25 protein-coding genes, 1 tRNA gene and 1 pseudogene are annotated in these 23,861 nt (G+C 63.2%); 13 read left to right on the forward strand and 14 right to left on the reverse strand.

What is annotated here, in order from left to right; genetic code table 11:
- Nucleotides 1-4: 4 nt before the first annotated feature.
- From XI02_RS27230 to XI02_RS27245, 4 genes are all read right to left on the reverse strand, one after another.
- Entirely contained in the window at nt 5-223 is a 219-nt protein-coding gene (locus XI02_RS27230) for a hypothetical protein (RefSeq protein WP_016843404.1), read from the reverse strand.
- Entirely contained in the window at nt 220-1,197 is a 978-nt protein-coding gene (locus XI02_RS27235; RefSeq protein WP_016843403.1) for a carbohydrate ABC transporter permease, read from the reverse strand. The genes XI02_RS27230 and XI02_RS27235 overlap by 4 nt, the downstream gene beginning before the upstream one ends.
- On the reverse strand, nt 1,194-2,168 hold the full coding sequence (locus tag XI02_RS27240; protein ID WP_016843402.1) for a carbohydrate ABC transporter permease: 975 nt from the start codon (nt 2,166-2,168) through the stop codon (nt 1,194-1,196). Before XI02_RS27240 ends, XI02_RS27235 begins: the two co-directional genes overlap by 4 nt.
- Before the next feature lie 71 nt (nt 2,169-2,239).
- Nucleotides 2,240-3,598, reverse strand: coding sequence for an ABC transporter substrate-binding protein (locus XI02_RS27245; protein ID WP_018272215.1), 1,359 nt, complete (start codon nt 3,596-3,598; stop codon nt 2,240-2,242).
- A gap of 480 nt (nt 3,599-4,078) precedes the next feature.
- Between XI02_RS27245 and XI02_RS45495 the strand changes: the two are divergent.
- The 5 genes and pseudogenes from XI02_RS45495 to XI02_RS27265 all read left to right on the forward strand — a co-directional run.
- Nucleotides 4,079-4,261: pseudogene (locus XI02_RS45495) on the forward strand (hypothetical protein); the annotation flags it as partial.
- Between the two features lie 491 nt (nt 4,262-4,752).
- Nucleotides 4,753-5,937, forward strand: coding sequence for a HEPN domain-containing protein (locus XI02_RS27250; protein WP_129965112.1), 1,185 nt, complete (start codon nt 4,753-4,755; stop codon nt 5,935-5,937).
- 911 nt (nt 5,938-6,848) lie between these two features.
- On the forward strand, nt 6,849-7,058 hold the full coding sequence (locus tag XI02_RS27255; RefSeq protein WP_018272217.1) for a hypothetical protein: 210 nt from the start codon (nt 6,849-6,851) through the stop codon (nt 7,056-7,058).
- A 429-nt stretch (nt 7,059-7,487) separates the two neighbouring features.
- The gene (locus XI02_RS27260; protein WP_018272218.1) at nt 7,488-7,676 is read left to right on the forward strand and encodes a hypothetical protein; all 189 of its coding nucleotides are present in this window, start codon (nt 7,488-7,490) and stop codon (nt 7,674-7,676) included.
- Nucleotides 7,673-8,932 carry a hypothetical protein gene (locus XI02_RS27265; protein ID WP_026192919.1) on the forward strand — a complete coding sequence of 420 codons (1,260 nt, stop codon included), beginning with the start codon at nt 7,673-7,675 and terminating at the stop codon, nt 8,930-8,932. The genes XI02_RS27260 and XI02_RS27265 overlap by 4 nt, the downstream gene beginning before the upstream one ends.
- A 57-nt stretch (nt 8,933-8,989) precedes the next feature.
- Here the strand turns inward: XI02_RS27265 and XI02_RS27270 are convergent.
- Nucleotides 8,990-9,063, reverse strand: a tRNA-Gly gene (locus XI02_RS27270).
- Between the two features lie 271 nt (nt 9,064-9,334).
- Nucleotides 9,335-9,553 carry a hypothetical protein gene (locus XI02_RS27275; protein ID WP_129965114.1) on the reverse strand — a complete coding sequence of 73 codons (219 nt, stop codon included), beginning with the start codon at nt 9,551-9,553 and terminating at the stop codon, nt 9,335-9,337.
- Between the two features lie 3 nt (nt 9,554-9,556).
- Here XI02_RS27275 and XI02_RS27280 point away from each other — a divergent pair, with 3 nt between their 5' ends.
- Nucleotides 9,557-9,943 (forward strand): YciI family protein, encoded by a 387-nt coding sequence (locus XI02_RS27280; protein WP_018272221.1) that lies wholly within the window; start codon nt 9,557-9,559, stop codon nt 9,941-9,943.
- Between the two features lie 73 nt (nt 9,944-10,016).
- Here the strand turns inward: XI02_RS27280 and XI02_RS27285 are convergent, their stop codons facing one another.
- Together XI02_RS27285 and XI02_RS27290 are read right to left on the reverse strand one after the other, a co-directional pair.
- The gene (locus XI02_RS27285; protein ID WP_018272222.1) at nt 10,017-10,439 is read right to left on the reverse strand and encodes a hypothetical protein; all 423 of its coding nucleotides are present in this window, start codon (nt 10,437-10,439) and stop codon (nt 10,017-10,019) included.
- 71 nt (nt 10,440-10,510) lie between these two features.
- Nucleotides 10,511-11,308 (reverse strand): lytic transglycosylase domain-containing protein, encoded by a 798-nt coding sequence (locus XI02_RS27290; protein ID WP_018272223.1) that lies wholly within the window; start codon nt 11,306-11,308, stop codon nt 10,511-10,513.
- A gap of 354 nt (nt 11,309-11,662) precedes the next feature.
- On the opposite strand from XI02_RS27290, the gene XI02_RS27295 reads away from it, so the two are divergent.
- Nucleotides 11,663-11,893 carry a hypothetical protein gene (locus tag XI02_RS27295; protein WP_244620813.1) on the forward strand — a complete coding sequence of 77 codons (231 nt, stop codon included), beginning with the start codon at nt 11,663-11,665 and terminating at the stop codon, nt 11,891-11,893.
- A 190-nt stretch (nt 11,894-12,083) separates the two neighbouring features.
- Here XI02_RS27295 and XI02_RS27300 read toward each other — a convergent pair whose 3' ends face one another.
- Nucleotides 12,084-12,311, reverse strand: coding sequence for a hypothetical protein (locus XI02_RS27300; protein ID WP_016843397.1), 228 nt, complete (start codon nt 12,309-12,311; stop codon nt 12,084-12,086).
- A gap of 60 nt (nt 12,312-12,371) precedes the next feature.
- Nucleotides 12,372-12,668: a hypothetical protein gene (locus XI02_RS27305; RefSeq protein ID WP_018272224.1), complete on the reverse strand. Its 297-nt coding sequence runs from the start codon at nt 12,666-12,668 to the stop codon at nt 12,372-12,374.
- Between the two features lie 322 nt (nt 12,669-12,990).
- On the opposite strand from XI02_RS27305, the gene XI02_RS27310 reads away from it, so the two are divergent.
- From XI02_RS27310 to XI02_RS27320, 3 genes are all read left to right on the forward strand, one after another.
- Complete coding sequence (locus tag XI02_RS27310) at nt 12,991-13,401, forward strand: NUDIX hydrolase (protein ID WP_016843395.1); 411 nt, start codon at nt 12,991-12,993, stop codon at nt 13,399-13,401.
- Nucleotides 13,402-14,251: 850 nt separating this feature from the next.
- Complete coding sequence (locus XI02_RS27315; RefSeq protein ID WP_018272225.1) at nt 14,252-15,565, forward strand: chloride channel protein; 1,314 nt, start codon at nt 14,252-14,254, stop codon at nt 15,563-15,565.
- Nucleotides 15,566-15,769: 204 nt separating this feature from the next.
- The gene (locus tag XI02_RS27320; protein ID WP_041482667.1) at nt 15,770-15,970 is read left to right on the forward strand and encodes a hypothetical protein; all 201 of its coding nucleotides are present in this window, start codon (nt 15,770-15,772) and stop codon (nt 15,968-15,970) included.
- 79 nt (nt 15,971-16,049) lie between these two features.
- Here XI02_RS27320 and XI02_RS27325 read toward each other — a convergent pair whose 3' ends face one another.
- Nucleotides 16,050-17,240, reverse strand: a complete 1,191-nt coding sequence (locus XI02_RS27325; RefSeq protein ID WP_016843392.1) for an adenylate/guanylate cyclase domain-containing protein — start codon at nt 17,238-17,240, stop codon at nt 16,050-16,052.
- Nucleotides 17,241-17,332: 92 nt separating this feature from the next.
- Between XI02_RS27325 and XI02_RS27330 the strand changes: the two genes are divergently transcribed.
- Nucleotides 17,333-17,533 (forward strand): autotransporter, encoded by a 201-nt coding sequence (locus XI02_RS27330; RefSeq protein WP_145972847.1) that lies wholly within the window; start codon nt 17,333-17,335, stop codon nt 17,531-17,533.
- A gap of 191 nt (nt 17,534-17,724) precedes the next feature.
- Here the strand turns inward: XI02_RS27330 and XI02_RS27335 are convergent, their stop codons facing one another.
- Nucleotides 17,725-18,969 (reverse strand): amidohydrolase family protein, encoded by a 1,245-nt coding sequence (locus XI02_RS27335; protein ID WP_018272228.1) that lies wholly within the window; start codon nt 18,967-18,969, stop codon nt 17,725-17,727.
- A gap of 22 nt (nt 18,970-18,991) precedes the next feature.
- Nucleotides 18,992-20,347 (reverse strand): MFS transporter, encoded by a 1,356-nt coding sequence (locus tag XI02_RS27340; RefSeq protein WP_026192923.1) that lies wholly within the window; start codon nt 20,345-20,347, stop codon nt 18,992-18,994.
- 119 nt (nt 20,348-20,466) lie between these two features.
- On the opposite strand from XI02_RS27340, the gene XI02_RS27345 reads away from it, so the two are divergent.
- Nucleotides 20,467-21,393 carry a LysR family transcriptional regulator gene (locus tag XI02_RS27345; protein WP_018272230.1) on the forward strand — a complete coding sequence of 309 codons (927 nt, stop codon included), beginning with the start codon at nt 20,467-20,469 and terminating at the stop codon, nt 21,391-21,393.
- Nucleotides 21,394-21,415: 22 nt separating this feature from the next.
- On the opposite strand, the gene XI02_RS27350 is transcribed toward XI02_RS27345, so the two are convergent.
- Complete coding sequence (locus XI02_RS27350; protein WP_018272231.1) at nt 21,416-22,876, reverse strand: cytosine permease; 1,461 nt, start codon at nt 22,874-22,876, stop codon at nt 21,416-21,418.
- Between the two features lie 296 nt (nt 22,877-23,172).
- On the opposite strand from XI02_RS27350, the gene XI02_RS27355 reads away from it, so the two are divergent.
- On the forward strand, nt 23,173-23,844 hold the full coding sequence (locus XI02_RS27355) for an FMN-dependent NADH-azoreductase (RefSeq protein ID WP_018272232.1): 672 nt from the start codon (nt 23,173-23,175) through the stop codon (nt 23,842-23,844).
- Nucleotides 23,845-23,861: the final 17 nt, after the last annotated feature.

Below are 23,861 nucleotides of genomic sequence, written 5' to 3' on the forward strand. Positions count from 1 at the left end.
GGCGCTATTCCGGAAAGTGGCTGACGACGACGAAGCCGGCCGTGCCGGCGAGAATCGTCACGAATGAATAACTGTACAGATCGATCGAGAACGGCTGCACCAGCATGAAGATGCCGCCCCCGATCAGGGTCATCGCAACGGCTTCCCAGCGCCCGCGGCTGAACAAGCGATGCAATGTCGTCTTGGTCCCCTTGGTCTCCTTGGCAACAGCAGAACCGCTCATTTGCGCACCGCTCCGAAGGTGATGCCGCGCAGCAGATGCTTGCGGAGCAGCACGGTGAACATGACGATGGGGACGACGAACAGCGTGGTCGCGGCGGCAACCGCTGGCCAGTCCTGCCCGCCCTCACCGATGATGAAAGGGATGAAGGGCGGCATGGTCTGCGCCTCGCCGCTGGTCAGCAGGACCGCGAAGGCGTATTCGTTCCAGGAGAAGATCAGGCAGAAGATCGCGGTCGCCGCAATTCCGGTGACGGCCTGCGGCAGCACCACCTTGCGCAGTGCCTGCAGCCGCGTGTAGCCGTCGACGAGGGCCGCCTCCTCGTATTCGCGCGGGATCTCGTCGATGAACCCCTTGAGCAGCCAGACCGCGAGCGAGACGTTCACGGCGGTATAGAGCAGGATCATTCCGAGCCTGGTGTCGGTCAGGTTGAGCTGCCGGTACATCAGATAGATCGGGATCGCGACCGCGACCGGCGGCATCATCCGTGTCGAGAGAATGAAGAACAGGAGATCGTCGGCCAGCGGAATGCGGAAGCGCGAGAAGGCGTAGGCCGCCAGCGTACCGAGGAATACGGCGAGGAACGTCGAACCGAACCCGATGATCAGCGAGTTGACGAAGCGCGGGACGACTTTGGACGGTCCGGCGATGACCATGTCATGCTTGCGGACGAGCTTGTCATACCACGTCTCCGGCGGCGGCAGCTTGGCGATGAAATCGGGTGTCTGGCGGGTGCGCACCGTGAACAGGTTGACATAACCTTCGAGCGTCGGCTCGAAGATCACCTTGGGCGGATAGGCAATGGCATCGCTTTGCGACTTGAAGGCGGTGGCGACGATCCAGACTAGCGGCAGGATCGTGATCAACGCATAGAGGATGACGAGAGCACCGGCGAATGCCTTGGTGCGCGGCGAGGCCTCGACGATCGAGTGTGCGCTGGATCTGGCCAGGACGGATTTGGCTACGGCAGCGGTCATCGTTGCTTCACCTTGTTGAGCGCTTTGACGTAGATGTTGGCGGCACCGAACACGGTCACGAACAGGATGATGGCGAGCGCGGAGGAATAGCCGGTGCGCCATTTCTCGAATGCCGCGCGCTTGAGCGTGATCGATACGAGTTCGGTGGTCGACCCCGGTCCTCCCGACGTCAGCAGGTTGACCATGTCGAACATCTTGAAGTTCTCGATCGCGCGAAACAGCACGGCCAGCATCAGGAACGGCACCGTCATCGGCAGCGTGATCGACCAGAACTGCCGCCAGGCCGAGGCACGATCGACTTCAGCCGCCTCGTAGATATAATCCGGGATCGAGCGCAGTCCGGCGAGACAGATCAGCATCACGTACGGCGCCCACATCCAGGTGTCGACGAGCACGATGGTCCATGGCGCGAGCGCGACCTGCCCTGTCATGCTGAACGAGCTCGGCGGCACACCAGTGAACAAGCTGATCAGATAGTTGAACGGGCCGATCTGCGGCTGCAGCAGCAGCGTCCAGAAATTGCCGACAACCGCCGGCGACAGCATCATCGGCAGCAGGATGATCGTGGTCCAGAAACTGTGGCCGCGGAATTGACGGTTGATCAGAAGCGCGAGCCCAAAGCCGACCACGACCTGCAAGGCGACCGAGCAGATCACGAATTGCGCGGTGGTCTGAAGCCGGAACCAGACGTCCTCGTCGTTGAGTATGTCGCTGAAATTGTCGAGCCCGACAAACCGCAGCGGCAGATAGGACATGCTGAGGTTGAGGCTGGTGAAGGACAGCCGGATCATCCAGACCAGCGGGAAGATATTGATCGCGAGCAGCAGCGCAATCGTCGGCGCGACGAACAGCCACGCGATGGTCCGGTCGGACAGACCATGGACGCGGCGCGCGGCACGGGATTCGGCGGGCTCGCTCACGCCCGGGATCGTAGCATGATCGGGTTGCAGGATCGTCGTCATCTTGTCCATCGGCTGGGCTGGTTCGGCTTCCCCGAGGCTGACCTCGGGGAAGCCAGTTCAGTTGGGACGCGGCGTTCGGGCTATTGCGAGGCGACTTGCTTGCCCTGTTCCTTGAACACCTTGGTCCAGTCCTTGACCAGGAGATCGAGCGCCTGCTGCGCCGTGCCCTTGTCGGCGACGACGTAGTCATGCACCCGCTTCTGCATATCAAGCAGCAGCTGGGCGTAGGACGGCTCGGCCCAGAAGTCCTTGACGATGCCCATCGACTCCAGGAATTGCGGCGCGAACGCCGCGCTCTTCGGGAAGTCCGGCGCGTCGACCACCGCCTTGAGCGCCGAGTAGCCGCCGATCTGCCACCATTTCTGCTGCACGGCGGGCTGCGCGAACCACTTGATATAGGCGAGCGCGTCGTCCTTGCGGTCGGAGGTCGCAACCACCGAGATGCCCTGTCCGCCGAGCTGGGTGAAATGCCCCTTCGGGCCGGCGGGATTGACGAAGAAGCCGATCTTGTCGCCGCCGACATTCGGATCCTTGTAGAGGCCGGGGAAGAAGGCGAACCAGTTCATCTGCATCGCGACCTGGCCGGACTTGAAGGCATCTAAGCCTTCCTGCATGTAGGCGTTGGTCATGCCCGGCGCGGTGCAGCACTTGTAGAGCTCCTTGTAGAATTCGAGCCCCTTGGCCGCCTCGGCGGAATTGACGATGCCCTGCATCTGGTACGGCTTCTTCGGATTGTCGTAGCTGAAGCCGTAATTGTAGAGCACGTTGGTCACGCCCATCGTGATGCCTTCGGAGCCGCGCTCGGTGAAGATATAGGCGCCATAGACCTTCTTGCCGTCGATCTCGCGGCCTTGGAAGAACTCCGCGATCTGCTTCAACTCGTCATAGGTTTTCGGCGGCGCCAGATCACGACCGTACTTGGCCTTGAAAGCCGACTGAATGTCGGGTCGCGAGAACCAGTCCTTGCGATAGGTCCAACCCACGGCGTCGGCCATCGCCGGCAGCGCCCAGTAGTTCGCCGAGTTCTTTGGCCACTGCGAATAGCCGACAACCGTCGCCGGGACGAAGTCGTCCATCGAGATGTGCTCTTTGTCGAAGAAATCGTTGAGCTTGACGTACCACTTGTTCTCGGCGGCGCCGCCGATCCACTGGCTGTCGCCGATGATCAGGTCGCAGAGCTTGCCGTGGGAGTTGAGCTCGTTGAGGAAGCGATCCGCGTAGCTCGTCCAGGGGACAAACTCGTACTTCATCTCGATGCCGGATTGCTTGGTGAAATCCTTGCCAAGTTCGACCAGCGCGTTGGCCGGATCCCATGCGGCCCAGCACAGCGTGAGCTGCTTACCCTGGGCCGCAGCTTCGCCTCCGCCAAATATCCCCAGCAGCGCCGCCCCGAGAACCGTGGTGGCCGCCGAGTTTCTCAGCCAATTGAATGTTCGCATATCCGTTTCCTCTCTCGTTGAAGCATCCAACCCGCTCGGCGCGCTCTGCCGGAGCGACGCCAAGACCCTGAAACCGAGTTTGAGGAGCGACGAGTGAAGGACGAGACGGACCGTTGCCGGAGACGGCTCCGGCATTGGCTTGGGCTCCTCCTGCACATCGGCGCTCGATGCGCGATGTTTAGTTTTTTGTATTACTAAACGTAGTACTAAAATTTTTGAGCCGTCAAGCCGGTTCTCGCGACCCTGGCGAAAATATTCGCGACGCTCGCACGGGCAAGCGCCGACGTTTGCAATGCAACAAAATGTCTGGGATTTGCAGCGGATGCGGCGGACCACGCTTGCCGATCTGGTTCGACCGACGCAATTCGGCCCGTCCCGATAACAGGAAAGCCGGAAGGTCAGCCACAGCCGATATGTTTAGTACATCACTTTACTGAACGTTCAACAAAACAATTGAGAGCGCAAGCAGCCTCGCCTGCAATGTCTGCAGAGGCAGCGCTGACCGGGGGAGATCAAGACATCGCTGAAAGTTTACGCGCGGGGCTGCGGTTCAGATCCGCAGCAGACATCAAACGCTTCGCGGCAGGGTTCGACCCGCAGCCGATGCATCCGGATGAAGCTACGGCCGCCCAGACGCTTTCAAGGGGCCTTGCAGCATCAGGGAGAATCATTGGAGCGGGTGAAGGGAATCGAACCCTCGTATTCAGCTTGGAAGGGTTTCGGCAGCTGAATACCGTCAACGCTCATTCGGACAATCCACCCCCAAAACCAACCATTGAACCGCAACGGCAATTTTACTCTGTCCGAAGGGGCGCGAGCACTGAACCTCGACGCCCGGGCGGCCCTTGGAGACCAGCCAGTTTGCGCCGGACGTCGCTTGGCAGACGCATCTGCCCTAAGAGCGGTTTTTCGTATCTAATTGCCTCATGCCAACGAATCGAAACACCAGATGGGTTAGCGATATCGAGTTTGTGTTCGCCGAATGCATGCGGATTCGAACCGCGATCTCCGCTGCGGTCGAACATAGTCCTGCCAGTTTGCAAGACCTTCCGAAACAGGACTTGTGGGGCGAGCTACCTCACCCGGATGGTAAGGGAACGATAACGTGCGGGCGCGCGGCTGACCATCGGATTTGGCGGCTTGCAGAACAGGCCGTGAAATACAGCGATGCCGTAGGCACCATCGAAATCGCGCCGGTGTACAAGGCGCTCGGCAAGATCCTCGTCCAGCGCTTTCTGACTGAGCGCCGCCCGATCGATGAACAGCAGGCAGAACGGGCTCTCTCGTCGGCAGTCAAAGAAGCCAAAAAAGCTCGCACGGACCGAACGCACTATTTCCCCTGCCGGCTAATGCACAGCAAGGAACCTCCAAGTTTCACGATCGGGCCAGTTACGTTCTACACGCTCGAACGCTTCAACAAACTGATGGCTCCGCACTACGAAAACTACCTACAGCGTGGTGGTGAGGATTGGAAAAAGGAGTCGGACGAACGACTGCTTGCCAGCGCAAAGCACTACTATGACGGTTTCACCTGGGTCGGCGAGGTCAACGTACTGAATTGCGACGACCGCACCTCGTTCGATCGTGCCCGGATGGCGGTGACCGGAGCGGTCAACATCGTGCATATTCTGTTCGGGGCGTATCACACGCGCCGAATGGATATCGGCGGTCCGCGCCTCGCAACGGACCGCCGGGCGCATATGTCGCTCGATCCCAAACAAAGCCTGTATATCTCGTGCTCCAGCGCCGCTACCTCGGCCGTGGGGTTCGAGGACGATTGGGGCAAATTTCTCGAAGGCGAGAATATCGCGGTACTGCTTCGCGCCGCCGACAAAGCGCTCGAAACGATTGTCAACCCAGCGATCAAGCGGACGCTGGGATCACGCTTGTTGGACTCAGCTGCATGGTTCGGCGATGCCGTTCGCGAGGACTCCCCCGCCGCACAAATCATCAAGGCGGTAACGGCACTCGAACGACTGGTGCTAACCTCCGAACACGAAGACATCAAAAGAACTGTTAGCCAGCGCAGCGCGGCGATTCGGTACGACCCAGCGGACACCAAGTCATTTGACGAACTGGAAAGTGAGCTGGCCGAAGCCTACGTGATGCGGTCTCGCCTCGCCCACGGTTCTCTATCGCCTTTCGATCCGGAAGTCAGAGCCTTCGCTCCGGTCTGCCTGGAGCGGGTCGAACAAGTGATCTGTTGCGGATTGGGCTTGTTTGAGTCGCACGGGCTCTTCGACCGTGAACTGACGAACAGACAAATGGCCGAAGGATTCGACGGTCTGATCTCATTTGCGGAGAAGCGTGACGCCGCTTCCAACGGTGCTCCCGCCTGAAACGCACCGGGCATATGACGTGCGCCTGAAACGAAAACCGGCCCGCGACAGGTGGCGCGGGCCGATCTTTTGGAGCCGGAGCGAAGAAGGCGCGAGTAGCAACACACCACGCCATCACCGAACCAGCAGATCGAAGGAGACACGATCGGCTGGCTCACATGGTGTATCGCGTCATCGTTGCGGTGGCAACGCGGTAACAACCCGCTTTGCACATCCGCACATTCACGCGCCGAAAATAAAATGCGTGATCTTTTCTCACGCGTAACCAGCAAACCCACCCGCGACGCGCCGAACACAGGAATTGCAGAAACCCGCACAAAATGGGCACTTCTGCGATACCTGCTCTATTGGCGCGTAGCAGGATGATTTCTTCGCGATGGGTAACCAACATTTTCTCACGCGGAACAAGCAACGCGATGCAGCGTGCGTTCGTTGGGGGCTTGAGCGGAACAAGACATCGCGACAAAAAGAAAACGGCCGAGCTGTGAACTCGGCCGTTTGAAACACAAGGGGGACGATCCCTTGCGTAGTCTCTTCAAGCGAGACTCGTGATGCCACATACGGCGCGCCTTATCAAGCGTTGTGGTTGTCGTCCCCTTCAACGCGGAGAAGGAGCGACAAAGTGACGATCGTGCAGCACACTTTCACGAGCAACTATACCGTCATCGGTAACGCCTGCTTCAATGACGCGCGCTTGAGCTTCGAAGCGCTGGCGATCTTCACCTATCGTTTCGCGTCAACGGAGGCACGCGCACTCCGTTGCCAAACGATCCGACGTCGCCGGAATTCCGTGCGGCTTATTCGCGGGCACTTGTCGATGCTGCGGCCGCAGAGAGCGATGCGGACGACTGGTCAGAGTTAGAGCGTTTTCACGCTGTGCAACGAGTCGCGCGAGCAAAGGGAGTTGCAACTTGAGTGAGCCGGTAACGATCGAACGTCTCGAACGCGCGCTCGCGATTGTAGCGTATTGCATTACAAAGCACGGCGACTATCTGGTGCCAATTTTCGAGCGGCTGGAGCGCGAGTTGGCGGCAATGCGCGAGGCCCAGGACACCGTGAGGCGCGCCAAGCGCCTGCTCGAAACTTACCATAGTCCATGCCTCGCGCTCGCCGCAGGATGAGTTGGTCATCAGGTGTTCACAGCACCGCGGCCCAACCATGCCGGTTCCACAGCAGGTGAGCAGAGGAGGCCCCGGAGATGATCCGGGGCCTCCTTCATTTTTGCGACTCCCGGCGAAACCGCGATCCACGGCATTGCTGGAAGTTTTCAACAGAAAGTGATGGCGCGCCAAAAATCGAAATGTGAAGACAAGTTTTTGATTTTGCTGCACCCGGATTCATCCAAACTCGTGCGAGTTTGTACGTGTAAAATTCCGATTGACCGCCGGGGGCTCTTATCGACTGATCGCGATCGAGATTTCCCTGTGACCAACGGGGTACGCGCGACGTCCGATCCCGAATTTCCATTGGGGCCTCGGTTTCGCGAGAAGTAGCGAACCACGGCGCGTGTGGCTTGGTCGGCCGAGCGCCCCAATGGAGACCATCTAGCCATGTCGCGCGGCGCGCATTCCTTCAAGCAGGGCGACCTCACCAAGGCGATGAAAGCCGCGGCGAAGTCTGGCGTGAAGGATTGGCGCATAGAGATCGTTCCGGGCAAGATCATCGTGCTCCCCGCTGCGCCGGCCAGCGCACCTGACACCCAGGATGAAACCTCTGCGGACCTCCGGAAGCTGCTATGAGGCCGCCCCGCTCCGCACTGCCGCTTCCCCGTTACGTCGAACGCAAACGAACTGGCGCCGGATGGGCGCATTTCTTCCATGTGCCGACGTGGGCGAAACGTGCCGGCTGTCCGTTGCATAGCGAGGCTCTTGGTCTCGACTATGCCGCTGCGGTGAAGCGCGCCGAAGAGATTTTGCTACCTGCGTTTGACGCGTGGCGGACCGGCGACACCAGCACTGCGACCACGACAACACCAGCGATCGCGGCTGCCGGAACGCTCGATTGGGTGTTCGCCGAGTACCGCGCCGATCGCCGCTTCACAAAGCTCGATCCAAAGTCGAGGCGGAATCACGAGGTCGGATTCAAGCTTGTCGGCGGTTATGTCCTGAAGGATGGGAAGCGCCTCGGCGAAAAGCGCATTGTCTCGATCGATACGGCGCTAACCGATGACCTGTACGAAAAGCTACTGGTGCTCAAGGTCAAGGATAGCGCTGGCAACATCGTCGAGCGCGAGCGGCGCACCACCGTGAACCACGCTATGAAATCCTGCCGCCGCGCCTGGAACGTGTGCGCGCGCCGCAATCCCGGACGACTGCCGATCGTCAATCCGTTCGCCAGGATGGGGCTACGTTCGTCAGATCGCGAGACACCGACTGCGACCTACGAAGAATTGGTCGCCTTCAGGATCAAGGCTGGCGAAATGAACCTTCATTCGCTGGCCACTGCCTCCCTAATCGCCTGGGAGTGGCTGCAGCGCGAGACCGACATCTTCGCAACGTTCGATGCATCTCACTATCGCCCGAAGGACCGCCCTGATCTGGTTTGCGTGATCGATGAGAAGACCGGGTCCGAAAGCTGGATTCCGCTCTTTGACGAGATCGGTGTGCCGCTCTATCCGGAGCTGATGGCGGAGCTCGACGCGATCAAGCGCGAGCGAATCGGCGGCCTCATGCTGGTACGGGATTGGGGAAACCGCGGACCCTGGCCAACATGGCCGAAGCCTGACATGCCGGACTTCACTCACATGAGTCGGAAGGTGAAAGAGGTGGTGCGCGCTGCCGGCCTACGCGACGAGCTGTCGTTCACGTCGTTCCGCCACGGTGGCTTGACGGAGACCGGCGACGCAGAACTCACCGATCGCGAGATCCTCGCACAAAGCCGGCACACCACGGTGAAGGTGCTTCCGCGCTACGTCAAACGCACCCAGAAGCAGATTGCAACCGGCACGAAAAAGCGACGCGCCGCGCGAACGAAGGGCGGACATTTGTCCGAATGAGCAACAGCGTGCCTGTCCGAATGGACAGAAGGAGAGCCGGTAAGTGACTGAAATTATTGGAGCGGGTGAAGGGAATCGAACCCTCGTATTCAGCTTGGAAGGCTGCTGCTCTACCATTGAGCTACACCCGCATCTCGCGTTCACCTAACACGGCCGGGCGGCGGCCTCAACTGCCCCGGCGTGCGTTCTGATTCTCCGTAAAGGAAACCATTTCGGCACAATCCGGCCGGTTTCCTGGCGCGGCCGGGCCGGCTTGCGGCCTTAACAGCGGCGGATTCGGCGCCTATATTCGAAGTCCCATCAACAAAGAAAGGAGGTGATCTAGTGTCTTGTCTCAAGCGCTGTCACCTCGCTGGGATCGCCCGCTAGGACCTGAGCAATCAGCCTGGCATCGGGGCGCTCTCAGCCCTGGACCAGCGAGACATCAAAATCGGGGGCGCGGCGGAAGCTCATCCGCCGCGCCTTTTTGCTGTTTTGGCCTGCGCGATTCGCCGCCGCCATGCCGGCCGCCGGGATACCTTGTCGCAGCACAGAAACCGTGCGATCCGCTCCGGATGAAATGTCGGCTCGGATCGCCGCGAGACGTCCTTGGACCTGGCGCATCAGAAATAAGGAGCACATCAGATGCTTTATGCCATCCTGGCCTATCACGTCGAAGCCGAGGTCAAGTCGTGGAGCGCCGAGGAGGACGCTGCCGTGATGACGGGTCTGCGCGAGGTCCATCAACGGCTGAAGGGCAAGCTCGGCCCGGCTGCGCGGCTCGGCGATACCCGCAACGCCAGCACGCTGCGTGGGCCCGGCCACGGCATGGTGATCGACGGGCCGTTCTCCGAGACCAAGGAGCAATTGCTCGGCTTCTACGTGATCGATTGCGCCGATGAGGCGGAGGCGATCGCCGCGGCGCGCGACCTGCGCAGCGTCAACCCGTCGGCGGTCTACGAGATCCGCGCGCTGAAGCTCTACATCCCGGGCGCGCCGTTTCCGGAGACCGCGGGCCCGCGCGACGCGTGAGCATGATCCCCGCGCAAACGCCTCTGGCGTTTGTCGCGAGGGAAAACCGCTTCGCACTTTTCCGGATCGTGCCTTAGCGGCTGGAGCGTTTCGGCAACTTCGGAAGCTTGCTGGGGTCGAACTTCGGCAGCGGCAGATCCGGCGGCGGCTCGGGTGCCACCTCCTGGCTCGGAATCAGCGTCACCTCGAAGGCGAGATCGGGCACGGCGTCCGCCCTGCCCGTGCAGGTCGCGATCGCGCCGGTCCAGATGCCCTCGAGCCGCACCACGAGGTCGTCGGTGCCGAACACGGTCGTGCCGTCCCTGGAGTGCCGCTGCGTGGTGAGCACGGCGGAGAAGCGCTCGCCGTCGACCTCATAGGTGCCGCTGTAGAGCATGACCGCGTCGCTGCCCCACAGCCTGCCATCGGCGACGTGCACGATGCCGGTGCCGTCCGCAAGCGACGTTCGAAACCACGCCGCGTAGGTGCCGTTCTTGAGCATGGAGCCGGTCTCCATCTGCTCCCGTTTCACAGCGCACGATCTGGCACCGTTGCGTTAACAGGCGATGAAGGAACTCGCGCCTGCGCTCATTGGCCGTCGATCTGCCGCCCCATGATGGCGATCGCCTTCTGGTAGACGCCTGCCGCGTTCCACGCCTCGATCGCGGCAAAGTTGGGTTCCCCGGGCTGATAGCCGGCGCCGGCGCGCCAGCCATGGGCGCGCAGGAAGTTCGCCGTCGAGCTCAGCGCGTTGGCCGCGACGTCGAGATTGCCGGTGCCGTAGGCGAGGACGTTCTTCGGCATGAACTGGGTCTGGCCGATCTCGCCATGCATCGAGCCGCGCGTGCTTCCGGACAAAGTGCCGCGGTCGATGAGCTTCAGCGCCGCATAGAGCTGGTCGGTGAAGAACTCCGGACGGCGGCAGTCATAGGCAAGCGTTGCGATCGAGGACAGCATGTTCTGGTTGCCGCGCTGGCTGCCAAAGCCGCTCTCCATGCCCCAGATCGCGATCAACGGTCCCGGCGGCACGCCATAGCGCTGCTGGATCGAGGCGAACAGCGCCGCCTGCGACTGCTTCAGCGATCGGCCGCGCGCCACGATGGTCGCAGATCCGCGCTTGGCCATGAACTGCTCGAGCGACAGGCCGAAGCTGCGCTGGCCGCGATCCGCGGCAATCGTCGCACTGGCATAATGGGTTTGCATCAGCGCGGCGATCGCGGTGGCGCCGATGCCCTTGGCGCTCGCCTCGCCCGAGAACTGCTGCTTCCAGGCTTCGAACCCGCCGGGCCCGTTGCCGCACTGCGCCGCGTTCGCCTCAGCCCCCAGCGTTGCAACCATCACGACGATGGCGAGTGCCGACGTCGCAACCTGCCAGCCCCTGATCATCCGAAACTCCTCCGCAAATGTGCCGCCGCCCTCGCGGGCGCGGCGCTGACGATGGCCGGATGGACATGACCCGGCGATGAACGATCCACCTCAGATTCGGCCGCGAACCGTCACGATATGTCGCCGGCAGCGGATTGGCCATCCCGGCCGCCTCAGGCAGGCCGGGACATTTGGCCCCTGCGCCCGGAAGGCGTCATGCGCCGGGCATGACGCCGAACACGGCGTGCGCGACGATGCGTGGCGATGCAGATCGCGCGTCAGATCAGCGAAATCCGGTGGTGAAAGGTCTGCGATGTAGTAGGTTCTCCGTGGGGACGGCGGCCCCGCTGTCCTCCAACTTGGGAGGCGATGGCTATGATGAAGGCCCCGTCACTTCTAGCGGTCCTGCCCGTTATCGGCGCCCTGTCGATGTCGACGGGCCACGCCGCATCCACATGCTCCACGAGCAATTTCGGCATCTCTGCGGTACCGTGCGGCAAGCGCTATGCGGTCAGCTACGAAGCCTGCCGGAAATACGTGATCGAGCATGGCGCATCGGCCGCTGAATCCTGGTGGTACTGCACCAGTCAAGGCTACACGAAATAGCCGGCATTTCCCGGGAAAGGTCTTTCGCCGCCGAGGACAGCGCGTTGAGCTGCCGCGGCGCCGAACGCGTATGCCTGCCGATCAGCGTGTTAGAGCCTTTTCCGTTCCGATTGAATCGGAACGGGCTCTGGATTTTTGTCTTGACGCGTTTTCTTGACGCGAACCGGTATCCACTTCGCTGGAAAACGCTCTAGGGCACGTCGCCTCGCCTCACCGGGCCGACGGTCTGCGGCCGGTTGAGGAAGAACTCGCGGTTGCCGAGCGCGGCCTCGGCATACTGGTCAATCGCCACGATGATCGCCTGCACGTGGTGAAAGCACCAGCCTTCCCGCGTCGCCATGTGCCGGACCTCGGCCAGCGCCTTGATCCAGGGCGCGTGATCATCGCTGTCGTGGAAATACCGAAGCGGCTCTCTCATCTTTCCTCCGACACATCACGTCTTGCAGCTCGGCGTACAGCCGCCGCATTCCAAGCGCCGTCATGCACGCGCTTCGCCGACGGCCAGCTCTCGCTTCGCCGGGCGAATGAAGGCCGGCGTCGCGGCGCGACGGCGCGGTGCAACGCCCGCATGCACGATGATCGGATCGCGGTCGCCCAGGACCTCCCGCTCCTCGACCAGGCGGCTCATGACCAGCCGCATCTTCAAGAGGTCCCCGGCGACGAAGGCGCAGTCCTCATCGCGGTTGATCTGCTGGCGCATGATGGCTTCGGCCTCGAGCATGCTGACGCGCAGCGCCCTGATCTGCCTGCGAATTTCGCTGATGCGGTTGTCCATGACGTCCTCCAATTCCCGGTGGAGGCAATTAGAACAAAACAAGAACATTGAGTCAAGCAGTGAAAGCCGGCCGTCATGGGTATCGTCATCACGACGCAACCGGCTGAGTTCAGGTCACCGGCCGTAACAGCTTTCACGAATTCAATGTGAGGTGCCGGATACAAGCGAGATCAGGAAGCCACGGCCGACCGCGCGCAGCAAAGATCGCAGCCGTCAAAGACAAACAGCCGACACACGACTGTGGAACAATGCGGCTTCGAACTTGTCTACACAAATAGACAAGTTAAAATGGGTCGATTCTCTTTCGATCATTGCGCAGCAGATGCCCAAGTCTTCACTGCCCAAGTCCTCCAAGCTGGTAGCCGCGAAGCGCGGCAAGGTTCTTCTGGTTAGACGCCGATCCGACGGGCTGTGGATGTTCCCCGGCGGGCGCAGGCGCGCGCGCGAGACAGGGAAGGACTGCCTCAAGCGCGAAATCAAGGAGGAGTTGCCGAAGCTCAAGCTCGGCAGGCTCAGCCTGTGGAAGGAAGTGACGGCCAGGAACAAGCGTTCGGGCCGCAGGATGAGCGACGCGATCTTCATCGCCAAGAACGCCAAGGGCCGACTGGCGATCGGCGACAAGAAGGAGATCGACCGCGCCGCCTGGCAGAAGCCGCGCGGCCTTCGCCTGACGCCGACCTCCCGCTACATCCGCGACCGGCTGTTTCCGAGAAAGCAGCGGCGCCGGAGATAGGCGCACGATCGACCGCGCCCGCATCGCAGCGCGCGCAGGGTTTTCTTTCGGCTCTCGCGCAGACCACCAGTTCCACCGCAGGAACACCGTACTGATCCGGATTTCTGGAAAGATAGGACGGTCGTAATACCAATCCTGCCGGCGTTACCGTTCTTTGCAGAGCATTTTTCACGACTGAGTTTTTACAGACCTATTGTGACCGGCAGAAAGGGGCCGCCGATGCGACGGCCCTTTTCGATTCAGTGCCCGTGTCATTTGGGCGGCATCAATCCCGGTGAATTTGCCTTACCCATCTCAGTATCAGGCAGAATGAGGCCGCCAACCGGCGGCCTCCTTGTTGAGCGGCCCCAGCAACCTATGGGGGCCTGGGAGGGCAGGCGCTGGGGCCATCTACCGGCCCGGGTAGCGCGGGTCGGGCCAGGTGAGCGTCCATCAAATGAACAGAGCAACGGCAACCATTGCGATTGGGCACAGTCCCAACACGACGATGCCCGCTCGAACAATCACTTCGGACATGACACGCGCCCTTCAATGGGACGCTCAAAATACGCCGCGGCGGAAGCCGCGCAAAGTGCAGTTTGTGCCAGTTTTTCCGCGTCCCTCAATCATGCGTCACCGCAGGGAAAGAACGCGCCAAAGCGGAGTCGTTCGGACACCAAAACTCACGCGTGAGCCTCCCGGAGATCGCCGAAGATTGAGGCCTCAGGCGGTACGGATTTCGGCCCTGGAGTTTGGCGGCTTCGCCGGCACACCGTGCTGATTTCTTGAGCTTCGCATACCGCCGACGCGTGCTAGGAATGACGTGATCCGCTTCGTATCGGACCACGACATGAGCTAAGAATTCGTCAGAATGACTTTCCCCTCCAACCGCCAGAGGCGGCTGTTCAGACTGGTCTCCGCGCGCTGGCAGCGCCGGGCCCTGTTCTTGCTGGGCGGCATTGCGGTCGGTGCGGCGGCCGTCGCCCTCGCACAACTCGCGGATCTGGCGCAGATCGCATTTGGCGCAGTGGTATCCCATTTCCAATATGCCTCGCTGATGCTGACGCCGGCCGGGTTCGCGCTGTCGGTGTTTCTGACCAACCGCTTCTTTCAGAACGCGCAAGGCAGTGGGATCCCGCAGGCGATCGCTGCACGTCATCTGACCGACCAGACCGCGCGCGAAAGCCTGGTTTCGCTGCGCGTTGCGGCCGGCAAGATCCTGCTGACCCTGTTCGGCCTGTTGTGTGGCGCGTCGGTCGGGCGCGAGGGACCGACGGTGCAGATCGGCGCCTCGATCATGTTTGCGCTCGGCCGCTTCTCGCCGCGGCGCCAACCCGGCCTGATCCTTGCCGGCGCGGCCGCAGGTGTTGCGGCCGCCTTCAACACCCCGCTGGCCGGGATCGTGTTCGGCATCGAGGAAATGAGCCGAGCCTTCGAGACGAGAACCAGCAGCCTGATCATCGGCGCGGTGATCGCTGCCGGCCTGACCTCGCTCGCGCTGATGGGCAACTACACGTATTTCGGCACCAGCGCGACGGCCCTGCGCAACGGCACCGACTGGCTCGCGGTCCCGCTCTGCGGCGTTGCCGGAGGTCTTGCGGGCGGCCTGTTCAGTCGCATCCTGATCGCAATGGCACGCGGATTTGCCAATCCGGCCGGACGCGCGATCAAGAATTATCCAACCGGCTTTGCCGCAATCTGCGGATTTGCGGCCGCGATTTGCGGGATTGCGTCCGACGGCGCGATCTATGGCACGGGATATCAGCAGGTCAAATCCGCGCTCGAAGCCGGAGCACAATTGCCGGCGAGCTTCAGCGTCTGGAAATTCCTGGCGACCACGTTCGCCTCGATCAGCGGCATGCCGGGCGGTATCTTCGCGCCCTCGCTCGCGGTCGGTGCCGGGCTCGGCTCCAACATCGCGCCGCTGTTTCACGGCGCGCCGCTGCCGGCCATCATGCTGCTCGGCATGGTCTCCTATTTCGCCGGCGTGGTTCAGGCACCGATCACCGCCTTCGTGATCGTCACCGAGATGACCGACAATCACGCGATGGTCGTGCCCTTGATGGCCGCGGCCCTGATTGCGCACGCGAGCTCGCGCCTGATCTGCAAGGAAGGCGTCTATCACGCCCTCGCCAAGGGCTTCGTCGAGCGCGCTGCGCCGGCGCAGCAGATCACCTCGATCTGAATTCCCAGTGCCCGAATGATTCGCGCGATCCGGCGTTCCGGAAGATAACGCGCGTGAATCCAGGTTAAATAAACTTCGCCTGGAACAAACGGAATGTTTCAGTGACTCTTGATGCGTGAACGAAGTTCCGGGGTTCCTCGGGGAGCGGACTTGTCGCGGCGACGTTGGTCTATGGGCAGTCCCCGAGAAAAGGGGGGAGGCGCCATGATCGAGAACGTCATGACCAACCCCGCCTATTGGCGAGACCGAGCCGCCAGGACACGTGCCAAGGCGGAGTTGTTCAGATACCAAAACTCACGCGCGAACCTTCTGAAGATCGCCGAAGAGTACGATCGTCTGGCCAACTATGCCGAGCAGCAATTGCTGCGCGCACCGACGCTGAGGCTCTCCGGCCAATCTCCTTAGCGGCAGGAGCCTTCTGGAGATCGGGCCATCTCGGCCGGTGCGTGCGCCGCACGTCACGCCGCTTTCGGCCAAACGAGCCTCAGCCGCGATATGCAAACAGCTCGATCGGCTCGCTGAAACCGCGCACCGAATGCTCGCCGACATGCTCGAGCGCGAAATCGTGCGAGACCAGATCGGCGAAGGCGCGCGACAGCAGCACGTTTCGTCCCAATTGCTTGGTCAGAGCCTCGAGCCGCGAGGCCATGTTCACCGCGGGGCCGATCACCGTGAAGTCGAGCCGGCTGCGCGATCCGATATTGCCGTACATGACGTCGCCGACATGGACGCCGATGCCGTAATTCATCGGCGCGCGGCCCATCATGCTGTTCTTTTCGCTCAGCGCCGCCATCGCCTGCCGCGCCTCGGACACCGCATGCAGCAGGTTGGCGCAGGCCCTGGGATCGCTGAGCGGGAAAATCGCAAGCAGACCGTCGCCGATGAATTTCAGGATTTCCCCGCCGTGCCGCGCGATCGGCTCCGACATCGCGTCGAAATAGTCGTTGAGGAGATCGATGACGTCGTCGCGCGGCCAGGAATCCGAGATCCGCGTGAAGTCCCTGAGGTCGCAGATCATGATCGCGGCGCGGACCGTGGTGCCGCTGCCCCGCCTCGTCGCACCCGCCAGGATCATCTCGCCGGCATGGGTGCCGACATAGGTCTCGAGCAGCGTCCGCGCCAGGCGGTTCTTCATCCGGATTTCGCTGACCAGCGCCAGCACCGGCAGCACCTTGCGCAGCTCGGCGATGTCAGCGTCATCGAAACCGCCGGACCGGTCGGTCGCGAATGTCACGACATGCCGCTTGCCGAGCGTATGCAGCAGCGGCCACGCCACATAGTCGGTCAGGCCTTGCGCGCGCATCTCGTCAAAGAGCGCATGCGTGCGGCCAGGCGCCCGTTCGAGCCGCTCGCGTACCTCGCCGGCGCCCTGGTGGATTTCGTAGACCGGGCTACCGATATATTCCGAGCGCTCCCTGACCTCGTAGTCGACCCGCGTGATCTCGGCCTCGCGCTTGCCGTCGCCCCAGATGATCCGGGCGCCGAGCCATTGCGGATGCTGGATCAGGAGATTCATCGTCGCCCGCTTGAGGGGGATACCCGTTTGCTGGAGCCGGACGCACAGCTCGGCGAAGATATTGTCGATGAAGCGCTCGTCGCGGGTCTCGTTGGTCAGCCAGGCCACCACGTCGTCGCCCGATTGCGGCGTGACGGACTCGATGTTGGGGGCGTTCATGGCTTGCTCCGGAGCGGCGGGTGGGATCGGCACGCGATATGTCGTGCTTCCGCCCGGCAACGTCAACGCTGCCAGCGGTATTGTGATCGGGCGTGCCGGCTGGTCAGGGCGTGCCATGCCGGCCTGCCCGCGCCAGCGACCGGCTCTGGGGCTCGATCGGCGGCGGCGGCAGCTACAGCTGGGCGGGCGGCCGCTACACCGTGTTCGGCGAAGCCACCTACCGCGCCAGCCTGCAGGATGCCGGCGACAACCACAGCTACAAGGGCACCGCCGGCCTCCGCGTGGTGTGGTGAAGGACGCTTCACCACGCCCCGCGTGCGGGGGCGAGACGAACGAAGCTGCATGATTTCTGAATAATGGAATAATGCCGCTGAGTTGCCCGACGAGTCAAGCTGCCGTGTTCGCCGGCAGCCGCCGGCTCCTTTGCATGGGGTTGTTTTCGATATTTTGGCCGTGCCCCCCTTCGGCGGCAGGTTAGCGCACCCTACCCGCCCAGCCGGTCGACCTCGGCCTTGCCGGCCTTCATCACCAGCGGGATGTGCTCGCCCTGGCCGAGCAGGCACGTCACGTCGCGCAGCGGGTTGCCCTCGACCACCAAGAGATCGGCGAAGGCCTCCGGCGCGATGCGGCCGAGCTTGCCTTCCATGCCGAGCACCTCGGCACCGATGATGGTCGCGCTGGCGATCACCGCCTGAGGGCCGAGCAGCTCGGCGCGGATCCGGAATTCGTCGCTTTGCAGCCGCTGCGACGGCCCGAGCAGGTCGGTGCCGAACCCCATTTTCACGCCGGCCTCGCGATAGATCGCAAGCGAGCGCAGGCCGGCATCGCGCACGTCGGCGATCTTGGCGACGCTCGCCGCCGGCAGGCCGTATTTCGCGCCCTCATTGGCCAGCGCCTCATAGGTGACCAGCGTCGGCACCACATAAGCGCCCTGCTCGGCCATCAGGCGCGCGGTCGGCAGATCGATCAGATTGCCGTGCTCGATGGTGCGCACGCCGCAGCGTATTGCCCGCTCGATCGCCTCCGCGGTGTAGGCGTGCGCCAGCACATAGGTGTGCCGCGCCCTCGCCTCGGCGACGATGGCGCGGATCTCGTCCTCGGAATAGCCGTAGGCGCCGATCGGATCGGTCGGCGACGCGACGCCGCCGGACGCCATGATCTTGATCTGGTCGGCGCCCATCTGCAGCTCCTCGCGCACCGCCTTGCGCACCGCTTCGACGCCGTCGACGACGCGCGCGATCGCGCCGACCCGCACGCAGCAGGAGCAGGTCGGGTCGGCCAGATAGTCCGAGCGGGCCCGCCCGTCGCCGTGACCGCCGGTCTGGCTGAGCGCGCGGCCGGAGACGAACAGCCTGGGACCGTCGGTGAGACCGGTGTCGATCGCCTGCTTCAGCGCATAGCCGGCGCCGCCGGCATCGCGGACGGTGGTGAAGCCGCGCTTCAGCATGCCACGCAGCAGCATGGTCGACCGCAGCGTCACCAGCACGTTGGCCATCCGCGCCTGCTGCGACAAATCGAGCTCGACGGCAACCGCATGCACATGCAGGTCGATCAGGCCGGGCATCAGGGTCTTGCCCTTGAGGTCGATGACCCGATCGGCGGAAGCCTCGATCGGCCTGTCCGACACCTCCTTGATCAGGCGATCCTCGACCAGCACGTGGTGGCCTTCGAGCAGATCGGACCGCAGCGGATCGAGCAGCGCGGCATTCTTGAAGAGGATAGTGGACATGATCGTCTCCCGGCCTGCGTGATCACGCAGCCTTGCTTGCGATGTCTTCCAGCGACCGGCCGCGCGTCGGCACGCCCATCAGCACGACGGTCAGCGCGCCGATCAGGAGCACCGACGTGGTGACGCCGAACACGCCGGCAAAGCCGAAATTCGGATAGAGGTAGCCGACCAGGATCGGCGCCACGATCGCGCCGATGCGGCCGATCGCGGATGCGAGCCCGGCCCCCGTGGTCCGGATCGATGTCGGAAACACTTCGGCCGTGTAGGCATAGACGCCCGCATAGGTGCCGTTCATGAAGAACGACAGCAGCAGGCCGGCCGTCATGATCTCCGCATCGCTCTTGGCAAAGGCGAGCCCGAGCGCGCTGGCGCCGCCGAGCAGCATATAGGTCGCAATCGTCGCCTGCCGTCCGATCCGTTCATTGAAGAAGGCGGCGGTGAAATAGCCCGGCACCTGCGCGCAATACATCGCGAGCGAATAGCCGAAACTCTTGGTAATGCTCATGCCGTTCTGCACCAAAAGGCCGGGAATCCAGACGAAGAAGGAATAGTAGCTGAACGTGATCGACAGCCACATGATCCACGTCATGGTGGTGATGCGCGCCTGCCGGCCGGCGAGCAGCGCGGCGAAATTGCTCAGCAGCGTTCCCGACGATGCGGCGGGCGCGGCCGGCTCGGCGACCGGCGACGGCAGCGCGCGGCCCTCGCGCGCGAAGCCGGCCTCGATCCTGTCGAGCACCGCTTCGGCCTCTTTCGCCCTTCCGCGGCTTTCCAGCCAGCGCGGCGATTCCGGCAGCGACCTCCGCCACCACAGCAGCATCACGACAGGTACGGCCGTGATGACGAGCACGATGCGCCAGCCGTTCTCGTAGGCGGGCACGATGAAATAGCCGAGCAAGGCTGCGGCGACGAAGCCGAACGAGAAGAAGCCCGCCAGCGCGCCAGTGAAGGCGCCGCGATAGCGCCGCGCCACGAACTCCGCGAGGTACGGCGCGATGATCGCGCTCTCCGCACCGGTGCCCATGCCGGCGACGACGCGCGCGGCAAAGAACGCCGGCCAGCTGTCCACCGCGGCGCTGACCAGCGAGGCCGCGCTGTAGAGCGCGAGCGCCGACATCATCACCGCGCGGCGGCCGATCAGGTCACCCAGCGTCCCCGCGAGCAGCGCGCCGAACAAATAGCCGACGAAGGTGCTAGAGCCGAGCACGCCGGTCTCGACATTGGTCAGCCCCCAGGCGGTGCGCAGCACCGGCAGGATGAACGCCAGCACCGCGGCATCCATCGCGTCGAACAGATAGCCGAGGCCGCCCATCAGCAGCAGGTGCACATGGAACCGCGCGAACGGCAGGCGCTCGATGCGCGCCGAGATCATCGACATGAAAGTCCCCCCTCGCCCCGCGGCCGGCACGCGCCACAGGGTCAGCCGGGGAATGATAGACAAACCGATATTATCCGAATAATTTATAATCGTTATCTAGCACATCACCATTGTGAATATTGCTCGTGTCCTTCCGCACGCTCGACCTCAACCTGCTGAAAGTCTTCGAGGCGCTGATGACCGAGGGCAGCGTCACGCGCGCTGCCAGCGCGCTGACCATGACGCAGCCCGCGGTCAGCAACGCGCTCGCGCGGCTGCGCGACGCACTCGGCGATCCGCTGTTCGTGCGCACCGCGAGCGGGATCCGCCCGACGCAGCGCGCCGTGGCGCTGTGGCAGCCGATCGGCGATGCCCTGGAACATGTCCGCCACGCGCTCGACGAGGACGCCTTCGATCCACGACAGACCCAGGCCGAATTCATCCTGTCGATGTCGGATTACGTGTCTTCGCTGGTGATGCCGCGGCTGCTCAACCGCTTCAGCGAAGTGGCGCCGTCCGCGCGCATCCACACCGTGCCCAACACCATCCTGGAGATCGGCGACCGGCTCGAGGACAATCGGGTCGATTGCGTGCTGAGCGTCTATGTCAACGAGGCGCAGCAGCCGCCGGCGGTGATCCGCTCCCGCTCGCTGTGGACCGTCGAGTACGCCTGCATGATGCGGCGCGACCATCCGCTGGCCAGGCAGAAGCGGCTCAACACCCGGAGCTTCCTTGCCGCCAAGCATGTCGATGTCAGCCTCGCCGGCAAGACGCTGCCGACCTATGACCAGTTTCTCGCCTCGCGCGGGCTGTCGCGCAATCTGGTCGCGACCGTCAACCACTACAACGCCGCCTACGAGATCGTGCGCCAGTCCGACCTGATCGCCGTGCTGCCGCGCGATCTCAGCGCTCAGTCCCGCCACGCGCCCCATCTGCACGCCATGCCGGTGCCGCTGCCGGCGCCGCCGCGCATCGTCAGCCTGTTCTGGCACCAGCGCAACGACACCGTTCCCGCGCAACGCTGGCTGCGCGAGACGCTGGTGGAGATGTTCGCAAGGATGGAGTGAACTGGCGCAAGGCGTACCCCCGTCAGGTCGACGTCGGCGCGGGCTCGATCGACGCGGCGTCCGTGGCCGGCGATCGGACGCTCCGCGGCAGCGGGCGCCCAAACAGCCGATGCAGCGCAAGGTAGCTCGCCATTGCCACGCCGATGCCGGTCAGCCACGACAGGTCGACCCCGCCGGTTGCGAGCGCCAGCGGGCCTTGCATGGCCTTGATCGTGCCCATCTGGAACGCCCACGCCGCTGCGAACCCGGCCGCAAAGGCGATCAGCCCGGCCCAGTTGAAATCGCGATCCCGACCCGGCTCCTCGTACAGCGAGGCGACGTCGATGCGGCCGCGTCGCACCAGATAGAAGTCTGCGAGCGTGACGCCGGCCCATGGGCTGATCCAGACGATCAGGGCGACCATGAAGTTGTCGAAGGCGTGTGCAAAATCGCCCGACTGCAGGAAGGCGTACAGGATCGCGGAGGCGATCAGGCCTGACATCACCGAGATCACCCAGCGCGGCCGCCGCAGATCGAGCGCGAGCGACGACAGCGCCGCCGAATAGATCACGACGATGTTGGTCGCGATCGGGCCATGCAGCAGCACCAGCAGCACCGGCAGCGCCATCGCACCGAATGCTGCGATGATCAGTTTCGACGGATCGGAGCCGGCACCGGCGGATGCAATGGCAGCACCGAGGAAAGCAAGCCAGACCGTGGGCAGGAACATGCCGAGGAATGTCGCCCGAAACACCTTGGCGCCACTGAGCGAGGGCCTGGTGAAGCGCGTATAATCGGAGGCATACGTCAGCCACGAGATGCCCCAGCCGATGCCGATCGCGGTCATCAGTTGCGTCGCCGCCGCGAATGCCGGCATGCCGGTGACGGTTGCCGACTGCCACTTGATATCGACGCGGAAGAAGGCGAGCGCGGTCATGACGGCCATGATCAGCAGAATGACCGGCATGGTGTAGCGCTCGAACACCTTGATGGCATTGAAGCCCCAGGCGGCGATGGCGATCTGGAACAGCATCACCAGCACTGCGATCGCGTATTTGAGCTCGACGCCGCCGCCAATCCCCATCCGCTCGAGCGCCGCCATGCAGAGGTCGAGCACGATCCAGGTGTTGATCGCGACCCACCCCATCGGCATCAGCACCTGCGCCAGTGCCGGCAGATAGGCGCCGCGGCGGCCGAACGCCAGCCGGCCCAGCACCATCTGCGGCACGCCGGTGCGATGCCCCATCAGGCAGAAGGCGGCGAACAGCGCCGCGCCGAACAGATTGCCGACAACGATGACGGCAAGCGTTTGCAGCAGGCTGAGGCCGAGTTGGATGCCGAGCGCGCCCAGCACCCAGTTGATCGGCGCGATGTTCGCACCGGTCCAGATCCAGAACTGATCGAACGATGACGAGGTGCGGTGCGCCGCCGGCACCGGTTCAATTCCGTGGGCATCGAAGCCGGCCTCATCCTGCGCCGGAAGCTGTGTCTGCTTGAGCAACATGTTTCCCCCCTTTGTCCGGCGCATTAGTTTGGGCCGGGATGGGGTATCTGAGCAGCAGGCAGCGTTGAGGCGATAATGAGAAATCCTCAAGCCGGGTTGAGGCGGCATCGAGAGTGAAGTTTGCGCGCTGAATAGCCACAGATCGCAGTGCGATCACGCTCGCACTCCGCGTTGCCATGGCGCGCTGCTTCACTGTTGAGATTCTCTCAACTCGGCTGCCGGATTCGTCAATCACGCCGGAGGTGGCATTTGGTCATTGTGGAGCGACGCATTGCCCCAATCAGCCGAGGCCAGGGATGACGACACTTCTGCATATCGATGCCAGCCCGCGCGGCGACCGTTCGGTCAGCCGGAAGCTTTCCAGATCGTTCGTCGAGCAGTGGCTGACGCACGAGCCCGGCGCCACGGTCATCTCGCGCGACGTCGGCCGCGACCCGCCGCCGCTGATCACGGAGGCGTGGGTGGCCGCGGCCTTCACCGCGCCCGGCGACCGCACCGCAGAGCAGCACGACGAACTTCGTCTCTCCGACGAACTGATCGACGAGCTCGAACGCGCCAATGTGATCGTGATCGGGGCGCCGATGCACAATTACGGCATGCCGGCGGCCTTGAAGTCGTGGTTCGACAAGGTGATCCGCATCGACAAGACCTTCAGCTTCGATCTCGCACGCGGCGACTTTCCGCTCGAACCGGTCCTGCGCGGCAAGACGCTTGTGGTGCTCAGCTCGCGCGGCGAATTCGGCTTCGGCCCCGGCGGGGTGCGCGAGACCATGAACCATCTGGAGACCCACATCTTCACCTGCGCCCACTATCTCGGAGTGCAGGAGAGCCATCTGATCGCGGTCGACTACCAGGAGTTCAACGACGAGCGCTACCGGCGATCGGTTGCCGACGCCTTCGCCGCGATCCCGGTGCTGGTCCGGCAGTGTCTTGGAATCGACGGGCCTGTTAATGTCGCCGCGGAATGATGCGCCGCTGCCTGCCG

The organism is Bradyrhizobium sp. CCBAU 21365, assembly GCF_015291305.1.
GTDB lineage: Bacteria > Pseudomonadota > Alphaproteobacteria > Rhizobiales > Xanthobacteraceae > Bradyrhizobium > Bradyrhizobium elkanii.

Excerpts from the sequence above, each read along its gene's own strand:
- XI02_RS27230 (WP_016843404.1), bottom strand. The coding sequence starts at position 223 with ATGAGCGGTTCTGCTGTTGCCAAGGAGACCAAGGGGACCAAGACGACA.
- XI02_RS27235 (WP_016843403.1), bottom strand. The coding sequence starts at position 1,197 with ATGACCGCTGCCGTAGCCAAATCCGTCCTGGCCAGATCCAGCGCACAC.
- XI02_RS27240 (WP_016843402.1), bottom strand. The coding sequence starts at position 2,168 with ATGGACAAGATGACGACGATCCTGCAACCCGATCATGCTACGATCCCG.
- XI02_RS27245 (WP_018272215.1), bottom strand. The coding sequence starts at position 3,598 with ATGCGAACATTCAATTGGCTGAGAAACTCGGCGGCCACCACGGTTCTC.
- XI02_RS27260 (WP_018272218.1), top strand. The coding sequence starts at position 7,488 with ATGTCGCGCGGCGCGCATTCCTTCAAGCAGGGCGACCTCACCAAGGCG.
- XI02_RS27265 (WP_026192919.1), top strand. The coding sequence starts at position 7,673 with ATGAGGCCGCCCCGCTCCGCACTGCCGCTTCCCCGTTACGTCGAACGC.
- XI02_RS27275 (WP_129965114.1), bottom strand. The coding sequence starts at position 9,553 with ATGTGCTCCTTATTTCTGATGCGCCAGGTCCAAGGACGTCTCGCGGCG.
- XI02_RS27280 (WP_018272221.1), top strand. The coding sequence starts at position 9,557 with ATGCTTTATGCCATCCTGGCCTATCACGTCGAAGCCGAGGTCAAGTCG.
- XI02_RS27285 (WP_018272222.1), bottom strand. The coding sequence starts at position 10,439 with ATGGAGACCGGCTCCATGCTCAAGAACGGCACCTACGCGGCGTGGTTT.
- XI02_RS27290 (WP_018272223.1), bottom strand. The coding sequence starts at position 11,308 with ATGATCAGGGGCTGGCAGGTTGCGACGTCGGCACTCGCCATCGTCGTG.
- XI02_RS27295 (WP_244620813.1), top strand. The coding sequence starts at position 11,663 with ATGATGAAGGCCCCGTCACTTCTAGCGGTCCTGCCCGTTATCGGCGCC.
- XI02_RS27300 (WP_016843397.1), bottom strand. The coding sequence starts at position 12,311 with ATGAGAGAGCCGCTTCGGTATTTCCACGACAGCGATGATCACGCGCCC.
- XI02_RS27305 (WP_018272224.1), bottom strand. The coding sequence starts at position 12,668 with ATGGACAACCGCATCAGCGAAATTCGCAGGCAGATCAGGGCGCTGCGC.
- XI02_RS27310 (WP_016843395.1), top strand. The coding sequence starts at position 12,991 with ATGCCCAAGTCTTCACTGCCCAAGTCCTCCAAGCTGGTAGCCGCGAAG.
- XI02_RS27315 (WP_018272225.1), top strand. The coding sequence starts at position 14,252 with ATGACTTTCCCCTCCAACCGCCAGAGGCGGCTGTTCAGACTGGTCTCC.
- XI02_RS27320 (WP_041482667.1), top strand. The coding sequence starts at position 15,770 with ATGATCGAGAACGTCATGACCAACCCCGCCTATTGGCGAGACCGAGCC.
- XI02_RS27325 (WP_016843392.1), bottom strand. The coding sequence starts at position 17,240 with ATGAACGCCCCCAACATCGAGTCCGTCACGCCGCAATCGGGCGACGAC.
- XI02_RS27335 (WP_018272228.1), bottom strand. The coding sequence starts at position 18,969 with ATGTCCACTATCCTCTTCAAGAATGCCGCGCTGCTCGATCCGCTGCGG.
- XI02_RS27340 (WP_026192923.1), bottom strand. The coding sequence starts at position 20,347 with ATGTCGATGATCTCGGCGCGCATCGAGCGCCTGCCGTTCGCGCGGTTC.
- XI02_RS27350 (WP_018272231.1), bottom strand. The coding sequence starts at position 22,876 with ATGTTGCTCAAGCAGACACAGCTTCCGGCGCAGGATGAGGCCGGCTTC.
- XI02_RS27355 (WP_018272232.1), top strand. The coding sequence starts at position 23,173 with ATGACGACACTTCTGCATATCGATGCCAGCCCGCGCGGCGACCGTTCG.